The sequence below is a fragment of the Methylobacterium sp. Leaf361 genome, assembly GCF_001424445.1.
Taxonomy (GTDB): domain Bacteria; phylum Pseudomonadota; class Alphaproteobacteria; order Rhizobiales; family Beijerinckiaceae; genus Methylobacterium.
Window position 1 is genome coordinate 106,622 of the sequence record NZ_LMPY01000078.1, and the last position, 16,038, is coordinate 122,659.

Here is a 16,038-nt window from a genome sequence, read left to right on the forward strand (position 1 = left end):
CGCCGACGGCCCGGCCGCGCCCTCGCGGCCGGCCGCGTCAGGTAAAGAACGGCCTGAAGTTCTCGAGCCATCCGCGCAGCCAGGCCTCGCAGCCCTGCCGGGCGCCCTCGGCGTCCTGGCCGTGCCCCCAGATGTCCTCGGCCAGCGGGCTCCACCAGGTCCAGAACCGGCTCGATCCGTCGTAGGCGCAGATCCCCACGACGACCGTCCCGACCCGGCCGACGAAGCGCGGGAGCGGCACGCCTGCGGTCTCGTCCTGCGTCCAGGTGATCAGGGTCCGGGGCATGCCGTGAGAACCGTGGCCGCCCCGGGATGTTCACGGGCCCGGATGTTCGAGATGTTCGACCGGACGGATCCGCCCGGCGCGTCGGGGACCTAGGCCGCCCACCGCTCCGGCACCGGTCCCGCGGCCAGCCGCGAGTTGCGGTAGCGCGCGTCGTCGGTGACCTCGCGCTCGACCCAGGGAGGGAGCACCACCGGCTGGTCCTCGCGCTCCAGTTCGATCTCGGCCAGGATCAGGCCAGCGAGGTTCCCGCCGAACACGTCGACGTCCCAGACCGCCCCGGCATGCGCGACCCGGTAGCGGGTCTTCTCGAGCCGCCGGCCGGGCGGCACGGTGGCGAGGAGCGCCGCGCCGTCCTCCGGCGCGATGGCGAACTCGATCTCGTCCCGGCTGGCGCCGCGGCGCGGGCTCTTCCACGTGATCAGCGCGCGCTCACCGGCCCGGCGGATCCGGATCGTGTTGGCCGCGTCGGTGAAGAGGTATCCCTGAACCAGGGGCGTCCCCGCCCGGCACAGCGCCAGAACCGACGGGTTCGCGATGAACTTGCGCTCGATCTCGACAGCCATGCCGCGCCTCGTGGACGTTTGAGGCGTCAGCCTTCGCCGACAAGCCGGCCCGCGACAAGCCGCCTGGCGGAGATGAGCACAGCGTTACAGGCATGGCTCGGTGCCAATGCGCGCGGGCTGCAATGGGATCGTGTTAAACTTATGTAAAAGCGTGAGGAGGCCGTCGATTGCAGAAGCATCATCAGAAATCCCGCCCTTCTCCGTCCGCGAGGTCAGCGCTGAAGACGGCATCCAAGCGGCCGAACTTGAAGAAGCTGCTCCGCAAGGCGCAGGTCAAACCGCTCAAGCAGGTGGCGGCCCTGCCGTTCCGCGTCGGCGCCGACGGCCGGATCGAGGTCCTGCTGATCACCTCGCGGGATACGGGACGCTGGATCATCCCGAAGGGCTGGCCGATGACCGGCCGGAAGGCCCATCAGGCCGCCGCGCGGGAGGCCTACGAGGAGGCGGGGCTCGAGGGGCAGATCGCCGCGAACCCGGTCGGACGGTACCATTACCAGAAGCGCTTCGACCACGGCCGCGCCTTCCCCTGCATGGTCCGCGTCTACCCGCTGCGGGTCGAGGCCCAGCACGAGCGCTGGCCGGAACAGGCCCAGCGCACCCTGCAATGGTTCGCGCCCGAAGAGGCGGCGCGCCTCGTCCACGAGGACGAGCTCCAGGAACTCCTGACGGATTTCGCGGCGCGGCCGATCGAGATCCGCGGCGACGGGCGCGGCTGACGGGCGCGGCTGACGGGCGCCGCGACGGGCGCCGCGACGGGCACGGGCGGGCGGACCGCCGCCGCGCCCGAAGATACAACTCCTGATCTGCGGCCTGACCGGCGCCCGGCGGCGCCCGGAAGAGCCTCGTCCGCATCGCGGATCGGACCCGTGTCCGGGCGAAATGCAACTTCTGATTAGTATCCGCGGGTTAAGGTTCCCGCCGTCGCAGATGGGCGGGGCACCTCGATGTATCGCGCGTTCGCTTGCCTGACCGAGGAACATACCGGCTGGGTGGTCGCCCTGGCCGCCTGCGTGTGCTGGATCTCCTGCGCGGTGGCCCTCAAGCTGGAGCAGCGCGTCCAGGTCCGCGCCGACGGGCACGGGCCGGTCTGGCTCCTGGCCTCGGGCTTCTCGATCGGGGCCGGGATCTGGAGCACCCACTTCATCGGCATGCTGGGCTACGATCCCGGCGTGGTGCTGGGCTACGAGCCGCGCACGACCCTGCTCTCGCTGATCGTCGCGATCGCGGCCGCCACCGTGGCCTTCCTGTTCGCCCGGGCCACGCCGTCGCGCTGGGCCGGGGCGGGGGCGGGCCTCGTGCTCGGGATCGGCATCGCCTGCATGCACTTCCTCGGCATCGCCGGCGTGCGGCTGCCGGGGCACTTCACCTGGGACCCCGCCATGGCCGCCACGGCGATCGCGGCGGGCTGCGGGCTCGCGGCCGCCGGCATGGCCATCCATGTCGGCAGCGCGGGCGCGCGGGCCCGGCTCGCGGCCGCGACCGTCCTGACCCTCGCCATCGCGATCCTGCACTTCCTCGCCATGGCGGCCGCCCGCGTGGTGCCGGACCCGGCCCTGGCGGTCCCGCAGCTCGGCCTCGCCCGGGGCGTCCTGGCCGGCGGCATCGCCGGCGTGATGGCGGTGATCCTGGCCTTCGCGGCGCTGACGCTGATGCTGGACCACCTGCGCCGGATCAACGTCGCCCTGGCCCGGCAGGGCCGCATGCTGCGGGAGAAGACCCTGCTGCTCGACGCCACCCTCGACAGCATGGACCAGGGCCTCATCATGGTCGACGCCGGCGGCGTGGTCCGGGTCTGCAACGAGCGGGCGCTGGCGCTCCTCGACCTGCCCCGGGCGATGATGCAGGCGCGGCCGAGCTACCGGGCTGTGCTGCGCCACGAGGCGAGCCGCCGCGAGCGCCGGCGCCCGGACCGCTCGATCCGGACCTGGATCGAGCGCGGCGAGGCCGGGCAGACGCAGGTTCACGAGCGGGCGCGGCCCAACGGCCTCGTGCTCGAGATCCGCACCGTGCCCCTGGCGGATGGCGGCTTCGTGCGGACCTTCACCGACATCACCAAGCGGAAGGCCGCGGAGGCCGAGGTGGCGCGCCTCGCCCGCCACGACGTCCTCACCGGCCTTCCGAACCGGGCGCTGTTCCACGAGACCCTCGCGCGCAGCCTCGTCGACATCGTCCAGCGCGGCGGCGCCTGCGCGGTCCTGTACCTCGACCTCGACGGCTTCAAGAGCGTGAACGACAGCCTCGGCCACCAGGCCGGGGACGAGCTCCTCCGGCGCGTGTCGGCCGGCCTGCGGGGCATCGCGGGGGACGGGGCGGTGGCCCGGCTCGGGGGCGACGAGTTCGCCGTGCTCTCCGCCGGCGGCGCGGCCGAGGCCGAGGTCCTGGCCGAGCGCCTCATCGCGCTGTTCCACAGCCCGTTCAGCGTGGGCGGGCACCGGGTCGGCGTCGGCCTGAGCGTCGGCATCGCGCTGGCCCCCGAGCACGGGACGGATGCCGAGCCGCTGTACCGCCGCGCCGACCTCGCCCTCTACCGGGCCAAGGCCGAGGGCCGCGGCACGTACCGGATCTTCACCCCCGCCATGGACGAGGAGGCCGAGGAGCGGCGGGTGCTCGAGCGCGACCTGCGCCAGGCCCTCGACGACAACACCCTGAGCCTGCACTACCAGCCGCAGGTGGAGGGCCACACGGGGGCGCTCGTCGGGTTCGAGGCGCTCCTGCGCTGGACCCACCCGGTCCGCGGCAGCGTGTCGCCCAACGTGTTCGTGCCCCTGGCCGAGGAGACCGGCCTGATCGTGGCGCTCGGCGACTGGGTGCTGCGCGAGGCCTGCCGCGAGGCGGCCCAGTGGGCGCAGCCCCTGAAGGTCGCCGTCAACCTCTCGCCCCGCCAGTTCCAGAAGCCCGGCCTGCCCGAGACCGTCCTGGCGATCCTGGCCGAGACCGGTCTCTCGCCGGACCGCCTGGAGCTGGAGGTCACCGAGAGCATCATCATCAACGACATGGCGCGGGCCGTGGGCATCCTCCGCCGCCTGAAGAGCTACGGCATCCGGATCAGCATGGACGATTTCGGGACCGGCTACGCGTCGCTCGCGACCCTCCAGGCCTTCCCGTTCGACAAGCTGAAGATCGACCGCTCCTTCGTGGCGCAGCTCGGGACCGGGCCGCAGGCCGCCGTGATCGTCCGGGCCGTGCTCAGCCTCGGCCGCAGCCTCGGCATGGGCGTCGTCGCGGAGGGCGTCGAGACCCACGCGCAGATGAAGTTCCTGACCGAGGAGGCCTGCGGCGAGATGCAGGGCTTCCTGTTCGGCAGGCCGCGCCCGATCACCGACTACGCCGCCGCGGTCGGCGGTCCCGCCGGCCCCGCCGAGGAATCCGCCCGGGCCGAGCCGGGCCTCGCTGCGGTCGGCTGAGCGGGATCGCCGATCCGCCGCCGGGAACCCGCCCGATCGCTCCGACGTTGGCCCCGCAGATTGGATCACTTCTAAGGTCCAAGCTCTCGTCCCCCGCCGGGACGGCCCCCGGGCCGCCGGCCTCACAGGAGCCCGACCATGAACGCCAAGTGCGAGACCTGCCGGTTCTTCGACGAGCACAAGGGCAACGGCGCCGTCGCGCAGAACGATGCCGGCCTGTGCCGCTTCAACCCGCCGGTCAGCCAGCCCGCGCCCGAGTCCAAGGGTCTCTGGCCGGTGGTCGCCGCCCAGGACTGGTGCGGCCACTACACCGCCGAGATGACCGCGGCCGAGTAGGCGCGTCCGCCGCGCGACGATCGGGGCCGGCCTTCGGGTCGGCCCTTTCGTTTGGGCGGGGCCCGGCGCGGCCCGCCGCAACTTTCGCGTCCCCGGCCGCGCCGCCCCCCTGACCATCGCGGGAGCGGGCTCTACCTTGGAGCCGATCCAGGGTGCCGCCGCTTTGCGGGATGTCTTGCCGGGATGTCTTGCCGGGATGTTCCGCCGGGATGTTCCGCCGGGATGTTCCGCCCGCAGGCCCCGGCGACCGGGATCCCGTCCGCGCCTTCGTGATCTGAACCGGAGAGAGACTTGATGGTGAGCGCCGAAACCGTGCCCCAGGACCCGGGCGCCAGACCTGCGCGGACCGACGCACCGGTCCTCGCCGCCGTCACGTTCACGGTGAACGGCGAGCGGCGCACGCTCGAACTCGACACCCGCACCAGCCTGCTCGACGCCGCGCGCGAGCACCTGCATCTCACCGGGTCCAAGAAGGGTTGCGATCACGGCCAGTGCGGCGCCTGCACGATGATCGTCGACGGGCGGCGCATCAACGCCTGCCTGACGCTGGCGATCATGCACCAGGGCGCCGAGATCGTGACCGTCGAGGGCCTGGGGCAGCCCGACAGCCTGCACCCGATGCAGGCGGCCTTCGTCAAGCACGACGGCTACCAGTGCGGCTACTGCACGCCGGGCCAGATCTGCTCGGGCGTGGCCGTCCTGGAGGAGATCAGGGCCGGCATCCCGAGCCACGTCACGGCCGATCTCGGCGCCGCGCCGCAGGTGACCGAGACGGAGATCCGCGAGCGGATGAGCGGCAACCTCTGCCGCTGCGGCGCCTATTCCAACATCGTCGAGGCGATCACCGAAGTCGCCGGGAGCCGCGCATGAAGTCCTTCACGTACGAGCGCCCGGGCACGCCCGCCGAGGCGGCCGCCGCCGTCGCCGCCACGCCCGACGCCAAGTTCATCGCCGGCGGCACCAACCTGCTCGACCTGATGAAGCTGCAGATCGAGACCCCGCGCCACCTCGTGGACGTGAACGGGCTCGGCCTCGACACGGTCGAGCCGACCGAGGAGGGCGGCCTGCGCGTCGGCGCCCTGGTGCGCAACACCGACCTCGCGGCCCATCCGCGAGTGCGCAAGGATTACGGTGTCCTCGCCCGCGCGCTGCTCGCCGGCGCCTCCGGTCAGCTGCGCAACAAGGCGACCACCGCCGGCAACCTGCTGCAGCGGACCCGCTGCCCGTACTTCTACGACACCGCACAGCCCTGCAATAAGCGCCGGCCGGGCTCCGGCTGTTCGGCGCTCGACGGCGTGAGCCGCCAGCTGGCGGTGATCGGCGCCAGCGAGGCCTGCATCGCCACGCATCCAGGCGACATGGCGGTGGCCATGCGCGTCCTCGACGCCACCGTGGAGACGATCGACGCCGGGGGCGCCGCGCGGAAGATCCCGATCGCCGAGTTCCACCGCCTGCCGGGCGACGACCCGTCGCGCGACACGAATCTCGAGCCCGGCGAGCTCATCACCGCGGTGACGCTGTCGAAGCCCGTTCCCGGCACGCACATCTACCGCAAGGTCCGCGACCGCGCCTCCTACGCCTACGCGCTGGTCTCGGTGGCGGCCATCCTGGGCAAGGACGGCACGGGCCACGTCGCCTTCGGGGGCGTCGCCCACAAGCCCTGGCGGTTCGAGGCGGCCGAGGCCGATCTCCCGAAGGGCGCCAGGGCCGTGACGGCCCGGGTCTTCGCCGACGCCAAGCCCACCCACGAGAACGCCTACAAGCTGAAGCTCGCCGAGCGGACCCTCGGCGCCGCGCTCAACCAAGCGAGGGACTGAGCCATGAAGTTCGACACCGCCGCGGGTCCGAACCCGATCGACCGCCTCAAGGTCGTGGGCCTGCCCACCGACCGCATCGACGGCAAGTACAAGACCACCGGGACCGCGCCCTACGCGTACGAGCGCCACGACGCGGCCCCCGACGCCGCCTACGGCTACGTGCTGGGCTCCGCCATCGCCAAGGGCCGGGTGCGCAGCATCGACACGGCCTCGGCCCGGCAGGCGCCCGGCGTCATCGGGGTCGTCACCACCCTCGACACGCCGCGGATCGAGCGCGGCGTGATGAACGTCGCCTACCTGTTCGGCGGCGACGTGATCCAGCACTACCATCAGGCGATCGCCGTCGTGGTGGCCGAGACCTTCGAGCAGGCCCGGGCGGCCGCCTTCCTGGTGACGGTCGATTACGCCCCCGAGGCCGGTGCGTTCGACCTCGCCGCCGCGGCGAAGACCGCCGAGCCGGTCCCGGCCGACAGCGGCGAGGGCAGCGGCGGCAACGGCGAGGAGCGGACCGGCGACTTCGAGGGCGCCTTCGCGCAGGCCCCCGTGACGCTCGACGCGACCTACACGACGTCCGACGAGAGCCACGCCATGATGGAGCCGCACGCCACGACGGCGGCCTGGGACGGCGACCGGGTCACGCTCTGGACCGCCAACCAGATGATCGGCTGGGGCCACGGCAGCCTCGCCAAGATGCTCGGCCTGCCGAAGGACAAGGTCCGGCTCGACGCGCCCTATGTCGGCGGCGGCTTTGGCGGCAAGCTGTTCGTGCGCGCCGACGCGGTGCTGGCGGCGCTCGCCGCGAAGGCCACCGGGCGGCCGGTCAAGGTGGCGCTGACCCGCCCGCTGATCGCCAACAACACCACGCACCGCCCGGCCACGATCCAGCGGGTCCGGATCGGCGCCCAGCGGGACGGCACCATCACGGCGATCGCGCACGAGAGCGTCTCGGGCAACCTGCCGGAGGGCGATCCCGAGACGGCCGTGAACCAGACCAAGTACCTCTACGCGGGGGCGAACCGCCTGACCGCCATGAAGCTCGCCCGGCTCGACCTGCCCGAGGGCAACGCCATGCGCGCCCCCGGCGAGGCCCCGGGCCTCGCGGTGCTGGAGGTCGCCATGGACGAGATGGCCGAGAAGCTCGGCCTCGACCCGGTGGAGTTCCGCATCCGCAACGACACGCAGGTCGTCCCGACCCAGCCGGACCTGCGCTACTCCCACCGCGACCTCGTCGGCTGCCTCAAGCTCGGCGCCGAGCGGTTCGGCTGGGCCAGGCGCAACCCGAAGCCCGGACAGGTCCGGGAGGGGCAGTGGCTCGTCGGGCACGGCATGGCGGCGGCGTTCCGCGACAACATGGTGCTGAAGTCGGGCGCCCGGGTGCGGCTCTCCGCCGACGGCACGGTCACGGTCGAGACCGACATGACCGATATCGGCACCGGCAGCTACACGATCATCGCGCAGACCGCCGCCGAGATGATGGGCGTGCCCCTCGACCGGGTCGTGGCGCGGCTCGGCGATTCGGACTTCCCGGTCTCGTCGGGCTCGGGCGGCCAGTTCGGCGCCAACTCGTCGACCGCGGGCGTCTACGCGGCCTGCGTGAAGCTGCGGGAGGCGGTCGCGCAGAAGCTCGGCTTCAACGCCACCGACGCGGTGTTCGAGGAGGGCGAGGTCCGCGCCGGCAACCGCGCCATCCCGCTCGCCCGGGCCGCCGCCGACGGCGAGCTCGTGGCCGAGGACGCGATCGAGTTCGGTGAGTTCTCGAAGACCCAGCAGGTCTCGACCTTCGGCGCCCACTTCGTCGAGGTCGCGGTGGATGCCTATACGGCGGAGGTCCGGGTGCGGCGGATGCTGGCGGTCTGCGCGGCGGGCCGCATCCTCAACCCGAAATCCGCCCGCAGCCAGGTGATCGGCGGGATGGTCATGGGCACCGGGGCGGCCCTGATGGAGGAATTGGCCGTCGACACCAAGCGCGGCTTCTTCGCCAACCACGACCTCGCCGGCTACGAGGTGCCGGTCCACGCCGACATCCCGCACCAGGAGGTGATCTTCCTCGACGAGGTCGACCCGATGTCCTCGCCCATGAAAACCAAGGGCGTGGGCGAGCTCGGCATCTCGGGGGTCGGCGCCGCGGTCGCGAACGCGATCTACAACGCCACCGGCATCCGCGTGCGCGACTACCCGATCACCCTCGACAAGCTTCTCGACCGCATGCCGGACGCGGCCTGACAGGGGTGCGGGGACGTCCTGCCGGGCGTCCCCTACGGGTCCACGACGTGGAAGCTGGCCCGGGCCCGCATCACGAGGCGACCGTCCTCGTCGTAGGCGCTGGCGGTGAAGTCGTTCACCCCGGTCTCCTCGCCCTCGTCGTGCAGGAGCGCCGTCAGGGTCCGGCGCAGCAGGTCCCGCAGGGCGGCCCGGTCCGGGAGGACCGTGCCCTCGTCGTCCCGGACGGCGACGTGGTCGGCGGTGTCGATGAAGTAGCGCGGCATGGGTGTCTCCAGGATCGGGATGACCGGGACGGGAGCGCCCGCAAGCCTCGCCGGCGGCCGATCAGGGATACAGATCGGGTCGGCGGCCGCACTCATCTGGGTTTGAAAGACCGGGCTCATCGTCCGGGCGCGAAGGCGCGCGGGCTCGAACGGAAGAGGGGCCGCGGATCCCGCGGCCCCTCGCTCCGTCGTTCCCCCCCGGACGGGATCAGTACTTCCGGATGATCGGCTCCGGCGCCATCGGGACCGGATCCGCCCCGAACCGGTAGGTCAGGCCGGCGTAGATCGAGAGCGGCTGCGCCAGGGTGGTGGTCCGCGGGTCGTTGATCGACAGGTTGCCGGCCACTGCGCCCGTCTCGGCGAAGGTGCCGAACGTGGCATAGCGGTTGTTGGTCAGGTTGGTGATCAGCCCGAAAATCTCCAGGTTCTTGCTGACCTGATACTTCGTCGTCAGGTTCATCACATAGTAGGCCGGCAGCTTGCGGTTGAGGTTCGATTCGTCACCCCGGTAGTAGGACGACGAGAACGCCGAGACGTTGAGGCCGAAGCGCCAGTTCGGGGTGATGCTGTACTCGAAGCCCGCCTTGATCTGGTGATCGGGGATCAGCGGGATCTTGTCGCCCGGCCGGACGCGGATGCCGCCGTTCGGGATCACGTCGCCGCCCACGGCGCCGCCGGCCGCGCCGGTGCTCGCCAGCGGGTTGTTGGGCGACGAGAGGGTCGCGTTGAACTGGAAGGTCGCGTCGACCAGGGCGTAGTTGGCGTAGACCAGCAGGTCGGGCGTGACCGCGTACTCGGCGCCGACCTCGATGCCCTGGCGCCGGGTCGCCGGGACGTTGATGTAGTAGGCGCGGGCGGCGTTGCCCGCGACGGCGACCTGGTAGAGGTCGTTGCTCAGGTCGGTGCGGTAGACGCCGGCCTTGTAGGTGAGGGCGCCGCCCGACAGGAAGGCCGGGATCACGCCGCGGAAGCCGGCCTCGTAGGTCCGGCCGGTGACCTGCTTGAGCGGCGGATCGGCCACGAGCGAGTTCGGCAGCAGGCACGGCTGGGTCGGGCTGGAGCAGGACAGCTCCAGCGGGGTCGGGGCGCGGTTCGATTCCGAGTAGCCGCCGTAGAGGTTCAGCGCCGGGTCGAACTGGTAGGTCAGGCCCGCGAGCGGGTTGACCTTGGTGTACTCGTGCACGCCGGTGACGTCCGGCGAGAACCCGGTCTGGTCCCGGGTCTGGATGCGGGCGTAGTTGAGCCGGAAGCCGCCGGTCAGCGACAGCCGGTCGGTCACATCCAGCGTGTCGGTGGCGTAGAGGCCGAGATACAGGGTCGAGCCGCTGACGTTGCCCGGCGCGAGGCCGATCGCCCCCAGCGTGCGGATGTCCGGCGTGCCGAGGCCCGGGATCGTGCCGTAATACGGGTTGTTCGGATCGACGGTGATCGACAGGTTCGGGTTGATCACGCCCAGCTGGCTCGCCGACTTGAACGAGAAATTCGAGGCGTCGACGCTGCCGCCGACCACGAAGGCGTTGTTCAGGCCGAAGATCCGGTCGCGGTTGGCGGCCTGGAGCGAGCCGCCGTAGGATTCGGCCTCCGTCCGGGTCGTGTCGATCGTGCCGTACGGGATGTTCCGGACGAACGGGATCGTCTGGTTGTTCAGGCCCAGGATCGCGAACTGGTTGGCGTAGGCCCGGCGCGCCGCCACCTGGCTGGTGGGCGGCGCGTTCACGTTGAACGCGTCGTCCTGGTAGCAGAGCGAGCCCCGGAAGCTGCTGCGGCTGCTGCAGTTCTCGAAGTTGCCCTGGTTGCCGTCGACGTAGAACTCGCTGAAGCGCCGGTAATAGGCGTTGCCGGCGAGGTCCCAGGTCGGCGACAGGTCGACCCGGCCGGTCAGCTGGAGCGTGCCCACCTGCGTCGTCTGGGTCTGCGGGTAGGTGAAGATCGCCCGCGGGTCGAGATGGGTGAAGTCCACCGGCGTGGCGGCGGCGGCGCCGTAGAAGCTGCGGGCGGCGAGCCCGATCAGGTGGAACTCCGAATCCTGCGAGCGGTAGCCGAGATCCGCGTAGAGGCGGCCGATCGTGCTCGGGCTCTGGTAGCGCCAGCCGCGGTCGTTCAGGCCGTCGCCGGTGAAGTAGAAGCTCCAGGGACCGGAGATCTTGCCGTACTCGAGGTAGCCGGCGGTGCGCGCGTCCGAGCCGCCCCAGGCCGAGATCTCGGTGCCCTGCCAGGTGAAGCCGTTCTTCATCTGGATGTTGACCGCGCCGCCGATGGCGTTGAGGCCGAAGACCGGGTTGCCGGTGACCACGTCGATGCGCTGGATCGCCTGCGGCGGGATCAGGTCGAAATTGACGACGTCGCCGAAGGCCTCGTTGATGCGCACGCCGTTCTGGTAGACGGCGAGCCCCTGCGGCACGCCCTGCACCGACGAGGCCGTGAAGCCGCGGTAGCTGAGATCGACCCGGTTCGAATTGCCCTGCGAGTCGTTGAGGTTCACCCCGGGCGTGCGCCGCGCCAGCGTGGCGATCACGTTGTCGGAGCCCTGATCGACCTCGATCTGCCGGGCCGTGACGGTCTCGACGGTGCTGGGGATCTTGTTGAGCGGCTGCTCGGAGCCGCGCAGCCGCACCCCGCCGGCCGGGGCCGGCAAGGTCGGCGCGGTCTGGGCGAGCGTATCGAGATTCTGGACGCCGCTGGAATTGCCGCCGCCCGCACCCACCGGCGACGTCGAGACGACGCTGATCTCGCCGAGGGTGACGGATTGTTGAGCCTGCGCGACACCCGGCAACAGAGCCACGGACGCGATCAAGCTGCCTCGCAGGGCCCGCATATCTTCCCCCAACCTGGATTCGAAGGCACGCGCCGCTTCGCGTCGGCTGCGTGCGCCTCACTGATCTCGGGTTGGGTCGCGACCTCAATTCACATTCTGTTTAATCCCTGCGGGGGACGACTTGCGGGCTCGAATGATCGGGCCTGTGGCGCAAAGACAACAAAAGAGGAAGATCGCGGCAAGTCTTCGGGATTATTATGAAGGACATCGCGGGATAATTGCGCAATCGGGCCGGTCCTCGGGGCGGCGTCCGAGGCCGCGCGCCGGGTCGTCAGGACCGGTCCCGGCTCTCACGGCGGCGGCAGGCGGACGGCGACCTCGTTCCGGCGCAGGAACGGGATCGCGAAGGGCGGGTCGTAGCCCATGACGAAGGGCGCGCCCGCCGGTGCGCGGCCGGCCGCCGCCAGGACGGCGGCGAGGATGCCCGCCTGCGCGGCCCGCGCCTCCGGGGTGAGGCGGCCGGAGAAGCGCAGGGCCGCGACCCGCTCGGCCGGGACCGCGACCAGCCGGACGCCCGGCTCGGTCGGGGCCGGCGCCCCGGCCGCCGCCACCGCGCGGGGCAGGAAGAACCGCATCGTGCCGGTGCCGTCCCGCTCCACCGGGACGGTCATGGCGATGCGCTGGGCGATGTACTGGCCGCCGCTCTCGACCGGCGCCGTCATGGCGATGCGGTCGCCCGCCCGGTTGGCGCCGGTGATGTAGCGGAACAGTCGCCCGAAGGCGTCGCCGTCGCCCTGGCCGCGCGCGTCGGTCTCGACCGCGAGGCGCGGCGCGTAGGACCGGATCTCGACCCCGCGGTCGAGGCGCTCGACGACCGCGTAGGCGGGCTGCTCGTAGAGCGCCCGCACGCCGAAGATCCCGAGCACCGCCTCCGCCAGGGTGACGAGCGCGTACATGACCCTGTCCATGGGACCTCCGGGGGCGGGCGCGGCGTCTCCCGCGCGCGCGGAACCTCCCGCGGGAACATGGCGCCGGGAGAGCCCGTCGCCGCCCGGCTGCGGCGTCAGGCCTCTGTCAGGTCTCTGTCAGGTCTCTGTCAGGTCTCTGTCAGGTCTCCGCTGGTCCCGGCAGCGCCCCGCCGCGTCAGGGCTGCCCGCCCTGCTGCCCGCCTCTCGGCCGCCTCCGCCGCGCGCCGACGACCTTGCGCAGCACGCGCGAGACCTGGTCGGCGGAGTAGGGCTTGGGCAGCAGCTCGAACTCGCGGATCCCCTCCTGGGCGAGGGCGTGGCTGTAGCCGGAGGCCAGAACCACCGGCAGGTGCGGCATCCGCTGCCGGAGGAGCCGGGCCAGCGCGATCCCGCCCATGCCGGGCATGACCACGTCGGAGAACACGGCGTCGAAGGCCGCGCCGTCGGCCCCGAGCTGATCCAGCGCCTCCTCGGCGTTGGTCGCCCAGGTCGTCGCGTAGCCGAGATCCTCCAGGATCTGCGTGGCGAAGCGGCCGACCTCGATGTTGTCCTCCACCACCAGAACCCGCTGCCCCGCGCCGCCGGGGTCGAGGGCGGCGGCCTCCGCGGCGGCGGCGCAGGACGCCTCGGGCTCGACCTGCGGCAGGTAGAGCGTGAAGGTGGCGCCGCGGCCGGGCGCGCTCTCGACCGCGACGTCGCCGCCGGACTGCTTGGCGAAGCCGAAGACCTGGGACAGGCCGAGTCCGGTGCCCTTGCCCACCTCCTTGGTGGTGAAGAACGGCTCGAACACCCGCGCCAGCACGTCCGGCGCGATGCCGGTGCCGGTGTCGACGAGGTCGATCGCCGCGAACGGGCCGGGCGCGCCGGCATGGCCGCGGATCGGCGGCAGCGCCGCGCCGCAGCGCAGGCGCAGGGTCAGCGTGCCGGCGCCGTCCATGGCGTCCCGGGCGTTCACCGCCATGTTGACCAGCGCGGTCTCGAACTGGCTGAGATCGACCCGGATGAAGCAGGGCCGCTCCGGCAGCTCGGTCACGACCGCGATGCGGGCGCCCGTGACCGTGTCGAGGAGGTCGGCCACGCCGCGCAGCCGCGCGCCGACGTCGAGGATCTCGGGCTTCAGCGCCTGTCGCCGCGCGAAGGCGAGGAGCTGGCCGGTGAGCTTCGCCGCGCGGTCCACCGTCTCCGAGACGGCGTTGAGGTAGCGGGACCGGCGCTCCTCCGCCAGGTCCGGCCGGCGGAGGAAGTCGACCGACGAGCGGATGATCGTCAGGAGGTTGTTGAAGTCGTGGGCGACGCCGCCGGTGAGCTGGCCCACCGCCTCCAGCTTCTGCGACTGCCGCAGCGCCTCCTCGGCGTGCCGGAGCGCCTCGGCCTGGGCCTTCTCGGCGGTGACGTCGCGGCCGTAGGCGTAGACCTGCGCGCCCTCGACGGAGGTGCGCCACGAGATCAGCCGCAGGGTGCCGTCCCTGTGCCGGTAGCGGTTCTCGAAATCGGTCAGGTCGCGCGCCGCGGCGGCCGCTTCGAGCGCCTCCTGGGTCGCGCCCGCATCCTCGGGCCAGATGAAGTCCAGGAAGCTGCGCCCCACCACCGCGGCGGGCTCGTGCCCCAGGATCGTCTGCCAGGCCGGATTGACCGCGCGGAAGATGCCGTCGGCCCCGACCACGGCCAGCAGGTCGCGCGAGTTGCGCCAGACCCGGTCGTGCTCGGCCGTGCGCTCGGCCACGCGCTGCTCCAGGGTCAGGTTGAAGCGCACGAGCTCGGCCATGAGCCGCTTCTGGTCGTCGATGTCGGTGCTGGTGCCGACCCAGCGGGTGACCGCGCCGTCGGCGCCCAGGACCGGCTGCGCCCGGGCCAGGAACCAGCGATACGCGCCGTCGGCGCGGCGCAGGCGGTACTCGGACTGGTAGTCGGCCCGCGACCGGACGGCCGCCCGCCATTCCTCGTCGACCCGGTCCTGATCGTCGGGATGGATGATCCCCCGCCAGCCCGCGCCGTCGAGGGTGCCGGGCTCCCGGCCCGCGTAGGCATAGACGCGCGCGTTGAACCAGTTCGCCGCCCCGGCCGCGTCGGTCGCCCAGACGAAGTTCGGCAGCACCTGCGACAGGACCCGGAACTGCGCCTCGCTGGCGCGCAGGGCTTCCTCGGCCTGCTTGCGGGCGGTGATGTCGATCGCCGTGCCGATCACCCGCACGCAGCGCGCGACCTCGAAGATCCCGCGCCCCTTGGCGGCGACCCAGCGCACGACGCCGTCCTCCTTGCCGACGGTGCGGTACTCCACGTCGTAGACGGCGCGCCGCGCGGGATCGAGGGCGGAGGCGTAGGCCGCGCTCGTGGCCTCCCGGTCCTCGGGATGCAGGCCGGCGTAGTAATCGGCCATCGTGACCGGCACGTCGGCCGAGATGCCGAACATCGCCTTGACCCGCGCGGGCCAGAACAGGGTGTCGGCGACGACGTCGACGTCCCAGAGGCCGATCTCGGCCGCCTCGGTCGCGAGCCGCAGGCGCCGCTCGCTCTCCCGCAGCTGCTCCTCGGTCCGGCGGCGCACCGTGTCGTCGAGATGCAGCCCGTCCCAGACCAGCGTGTCGCCGACGCGGCGGGGGGCCGAGATGATGCGCGTCCAGACGTGGGTGCCGTCCGGCCGGCGCATGGGCGCCGCGACGTCGAAATGCGCGAGGTCGCGGATCGCGGCGGCCTCCGCCTCGGCGACGGCGGCGCGGTATTCCGGCAGGATCAGGTCGTAGGCGACCGCCGGGTCGGCGAGCACGTCCCCGGCCGCCAGGCCGGTCATGCGCTCGAAGCCCTGCGACACGTAGAGGAAGCGCCGGTCGGCGCCGTCGGGGGCCATGGCGAGCTGGTAGACGTAGCCGCCCGGGAGGTGGTCGGCGAGGGCCCGGATCCGGGCCTCCGCCTCGCGCAGGCGCGCCTCGGCCTGGACGCGGCCGGTCGTCTCCGTGCAGGCGCAGTGCAGGCCGGCGACCCGGCCCGCCTCGTCGCGCACCGGCGCGTACGAGACGGTGAACCAGGTCGGCTCGTCGTAGCCGTGCCGGTTCATGGTCAGAGGCATGTTCTCGGACCACGTCGCCGCGCCGGCGAGCGCCCGGTCGATCAGGGGGCCGATCTCCGGCCAGATCTCCTTCCAGACGTCGCGGAAGCGCGCGCCGAGCGCCGCGGGATGCCTGTCGCCCAGGATCTCCGCGTAGGCGTCGTTGTAGAGGAAGACGAGGTCGGGCCCGAACGCCACGAACATCGGGAACCGCGATCCCAGGATCAGGCTCAGGGTCGCCCGCAGGCAGGGCGCCCAGCTGTCCGGCGGGCCGAGCGGCGAGCCGGACCAGTCGTGGGCGCGGATCCGGGCGCCCATCGCACCGCCCTCCACGAGGAAGGCCGGGGGCGCGGTCCCGACGGTCTCAGGCATCGGACCAG

The 16,038-nt window shown here is 72.2% G+C and carries 12 protein-coding genes; 6 read left to right on the forward strand and 6 right to left on the reverse strand.

The genetic code is table 11. From position 1 onward, the window contains the following. Window positions 1-37: 37 nt before the first annotated feature. Together ASG32_RS30110 and ASG32_RS30115 are read right to left on the reverse strand one after the other, a co-directional pair. A complete protein-coding gene (locus ASG32_RS30110) occupies window positions 38-286 on the reverse strand; it encodes a hypothetical protein (RefSeq protein ID WP_020094086.1) in 249 nt (82 codons plus the stop codon). An 89-nt stretch (window positions 287-375) separates the two neighbouring features. Continuing rightward, entirely contained in the window at window positions 376-849 is a 474-nt protein-coding gene (locus ASG32_RS30115) for a CYTH domain-containing protein (RefSeq protein ID WP_056533583.1), read from the reverse strand. A 245-nt stretch (window positions 850-1,094) separates the two neighbouring features. On the opposite strand from ASG32_RS30115, the gene ASG32_RS30120 reads away from it, so the two are divergent. From ASG32_RS30120 to paoC, 6 genes are all read left to right on the forward strand, one after another. Continuing rightward, window positions 1,095-1,565, forward strand: coding sequence for an NUDIX hydrolase (locus ASG32_RS30120; protein WP_020094084.1), 471 nt, complete (start codon window positions 1,095-1,097; stop codon window positions 1,563-1,565). Window positions 1,566-1,793: 228 nt separating this feature from the next. Next, on the forward strand, window positions 1,794-4,253 hold the full coding sequence (locus ASG32_RS30125; protein ID WP_056533585.1) for an EAL domain-containing protein: 2,460 nt from the start codon (window positions 1,794-1,796) through the stop codon (window positions 4,251-4,253). 138 nt (window positions 4,254-4,391) lie between these two features. After that, entirely contained in the window at window positions 4,392-4,589 is a 198-nt protein-coding gene (locus ASG32_RS30130) for a hypothetical protein (RefSeq protein ID WP_012321181.1), read from the forward strand. A gap of 294 nt (window positions 4,590-4,883) precedes the next feature. Then, on the forward strand, window positions 4,884-5,459 hold the full coding sequence (gene paoA, locus ASG32_RS30135) for an aldehyde dehydrogenase iron-sulfur subunit PaoA (RefSeq protein ID WP_020094082.1): 576 nt from the start codon (window positions 4,884-4,886) through the stop codon (window positions 5,457-5,459). Continuing rightward, window positions 5,456-6,406 (forward strand): xanthine dehydrogenase family protein subunit M, encoded by a 951-nt coding sequence (locus ASG32_RS30140; RefSeq protein ID WP_056533587.1) that lies wholly within the window; start codon window positions 5,456-5,458, stop codon window positions 6,404-6,406. The genes paoA and ASG32_RS30140 overlap by 4 nt, the downstream gene beginning before the upstream one ends. Before the next feature lie 3 nt (window positions 6,407-6,409). Next, window positions 6,410-8,629 carry an aldehyde oxidoreductase molybdenum-binding subunit PaoC gene (paoC, locus tag ASG32_RS30145; protein WP_056533589.1) on the forward strand — a complete coding sequence of 740 codons (2,220 nt, stop codon included), beginning with the start codon at window positions 6,410-6,412 and terminating at the stop codon, window positions 8,627-8,629. 32 nt (window positions 8,630-8,661) lie between these two features. On the opposite strand, the gene ASG32_RS30150 is transcribed toward paoC, so the two are convergent. From ASG32_RS30150 to ASG32_RS30165, 4 genes are all read right to left on the reverse strand, one after another. Further along, on the reverse strand, window positions 8,662-8,892 hold the full coding sequence (locus ASG32_RS30150; RefSeq protein ID WP_056533591.1) for a hypothetical protein: 231 nt from the start codon (window positions 8,890-8,892) through the stop codon (window positions 8,662-8,664). Between the two features lie 208 nt (window positions 8,893-9,100). Then, window positions 9,101-11,707, reverse strand: coding sequence for a TonB-dependent receptor (locus tag ASG32_RS30155; RefSeq protein ID WP_056533593.1), 2,607 nt, complete (start codon window positions 11,705-11,707; stop codon window positions 9,101-9,103). A 290-nt stretch (window positions 11,708-11,997) separates the two neighbouring features. After that, window positions 11,998-12,615, reverse strand: a complete 618-nt coding sequence (locus ASG32_RS30160) for a heme-binding protein (protein WP_056533595.1) — start codon at window positions 12,613-12,615, stop codon at window positions 11,998-12,000. Window positions 12,616-12,790: 175 nt separating this feature from the next. Further along, complete coding sequence (locus tag ASG32_RS30165) at window positions 12,791-16,030, reverse strand: PAS domain-containing protein (protein ID WP_056533597.1); 3,240 nt, start codon at window positions 16,028-16,030, stop codon at window positions 12,791-12,793. Window positions 16,031-16,038: the final 8 nt, after the last annotated feature.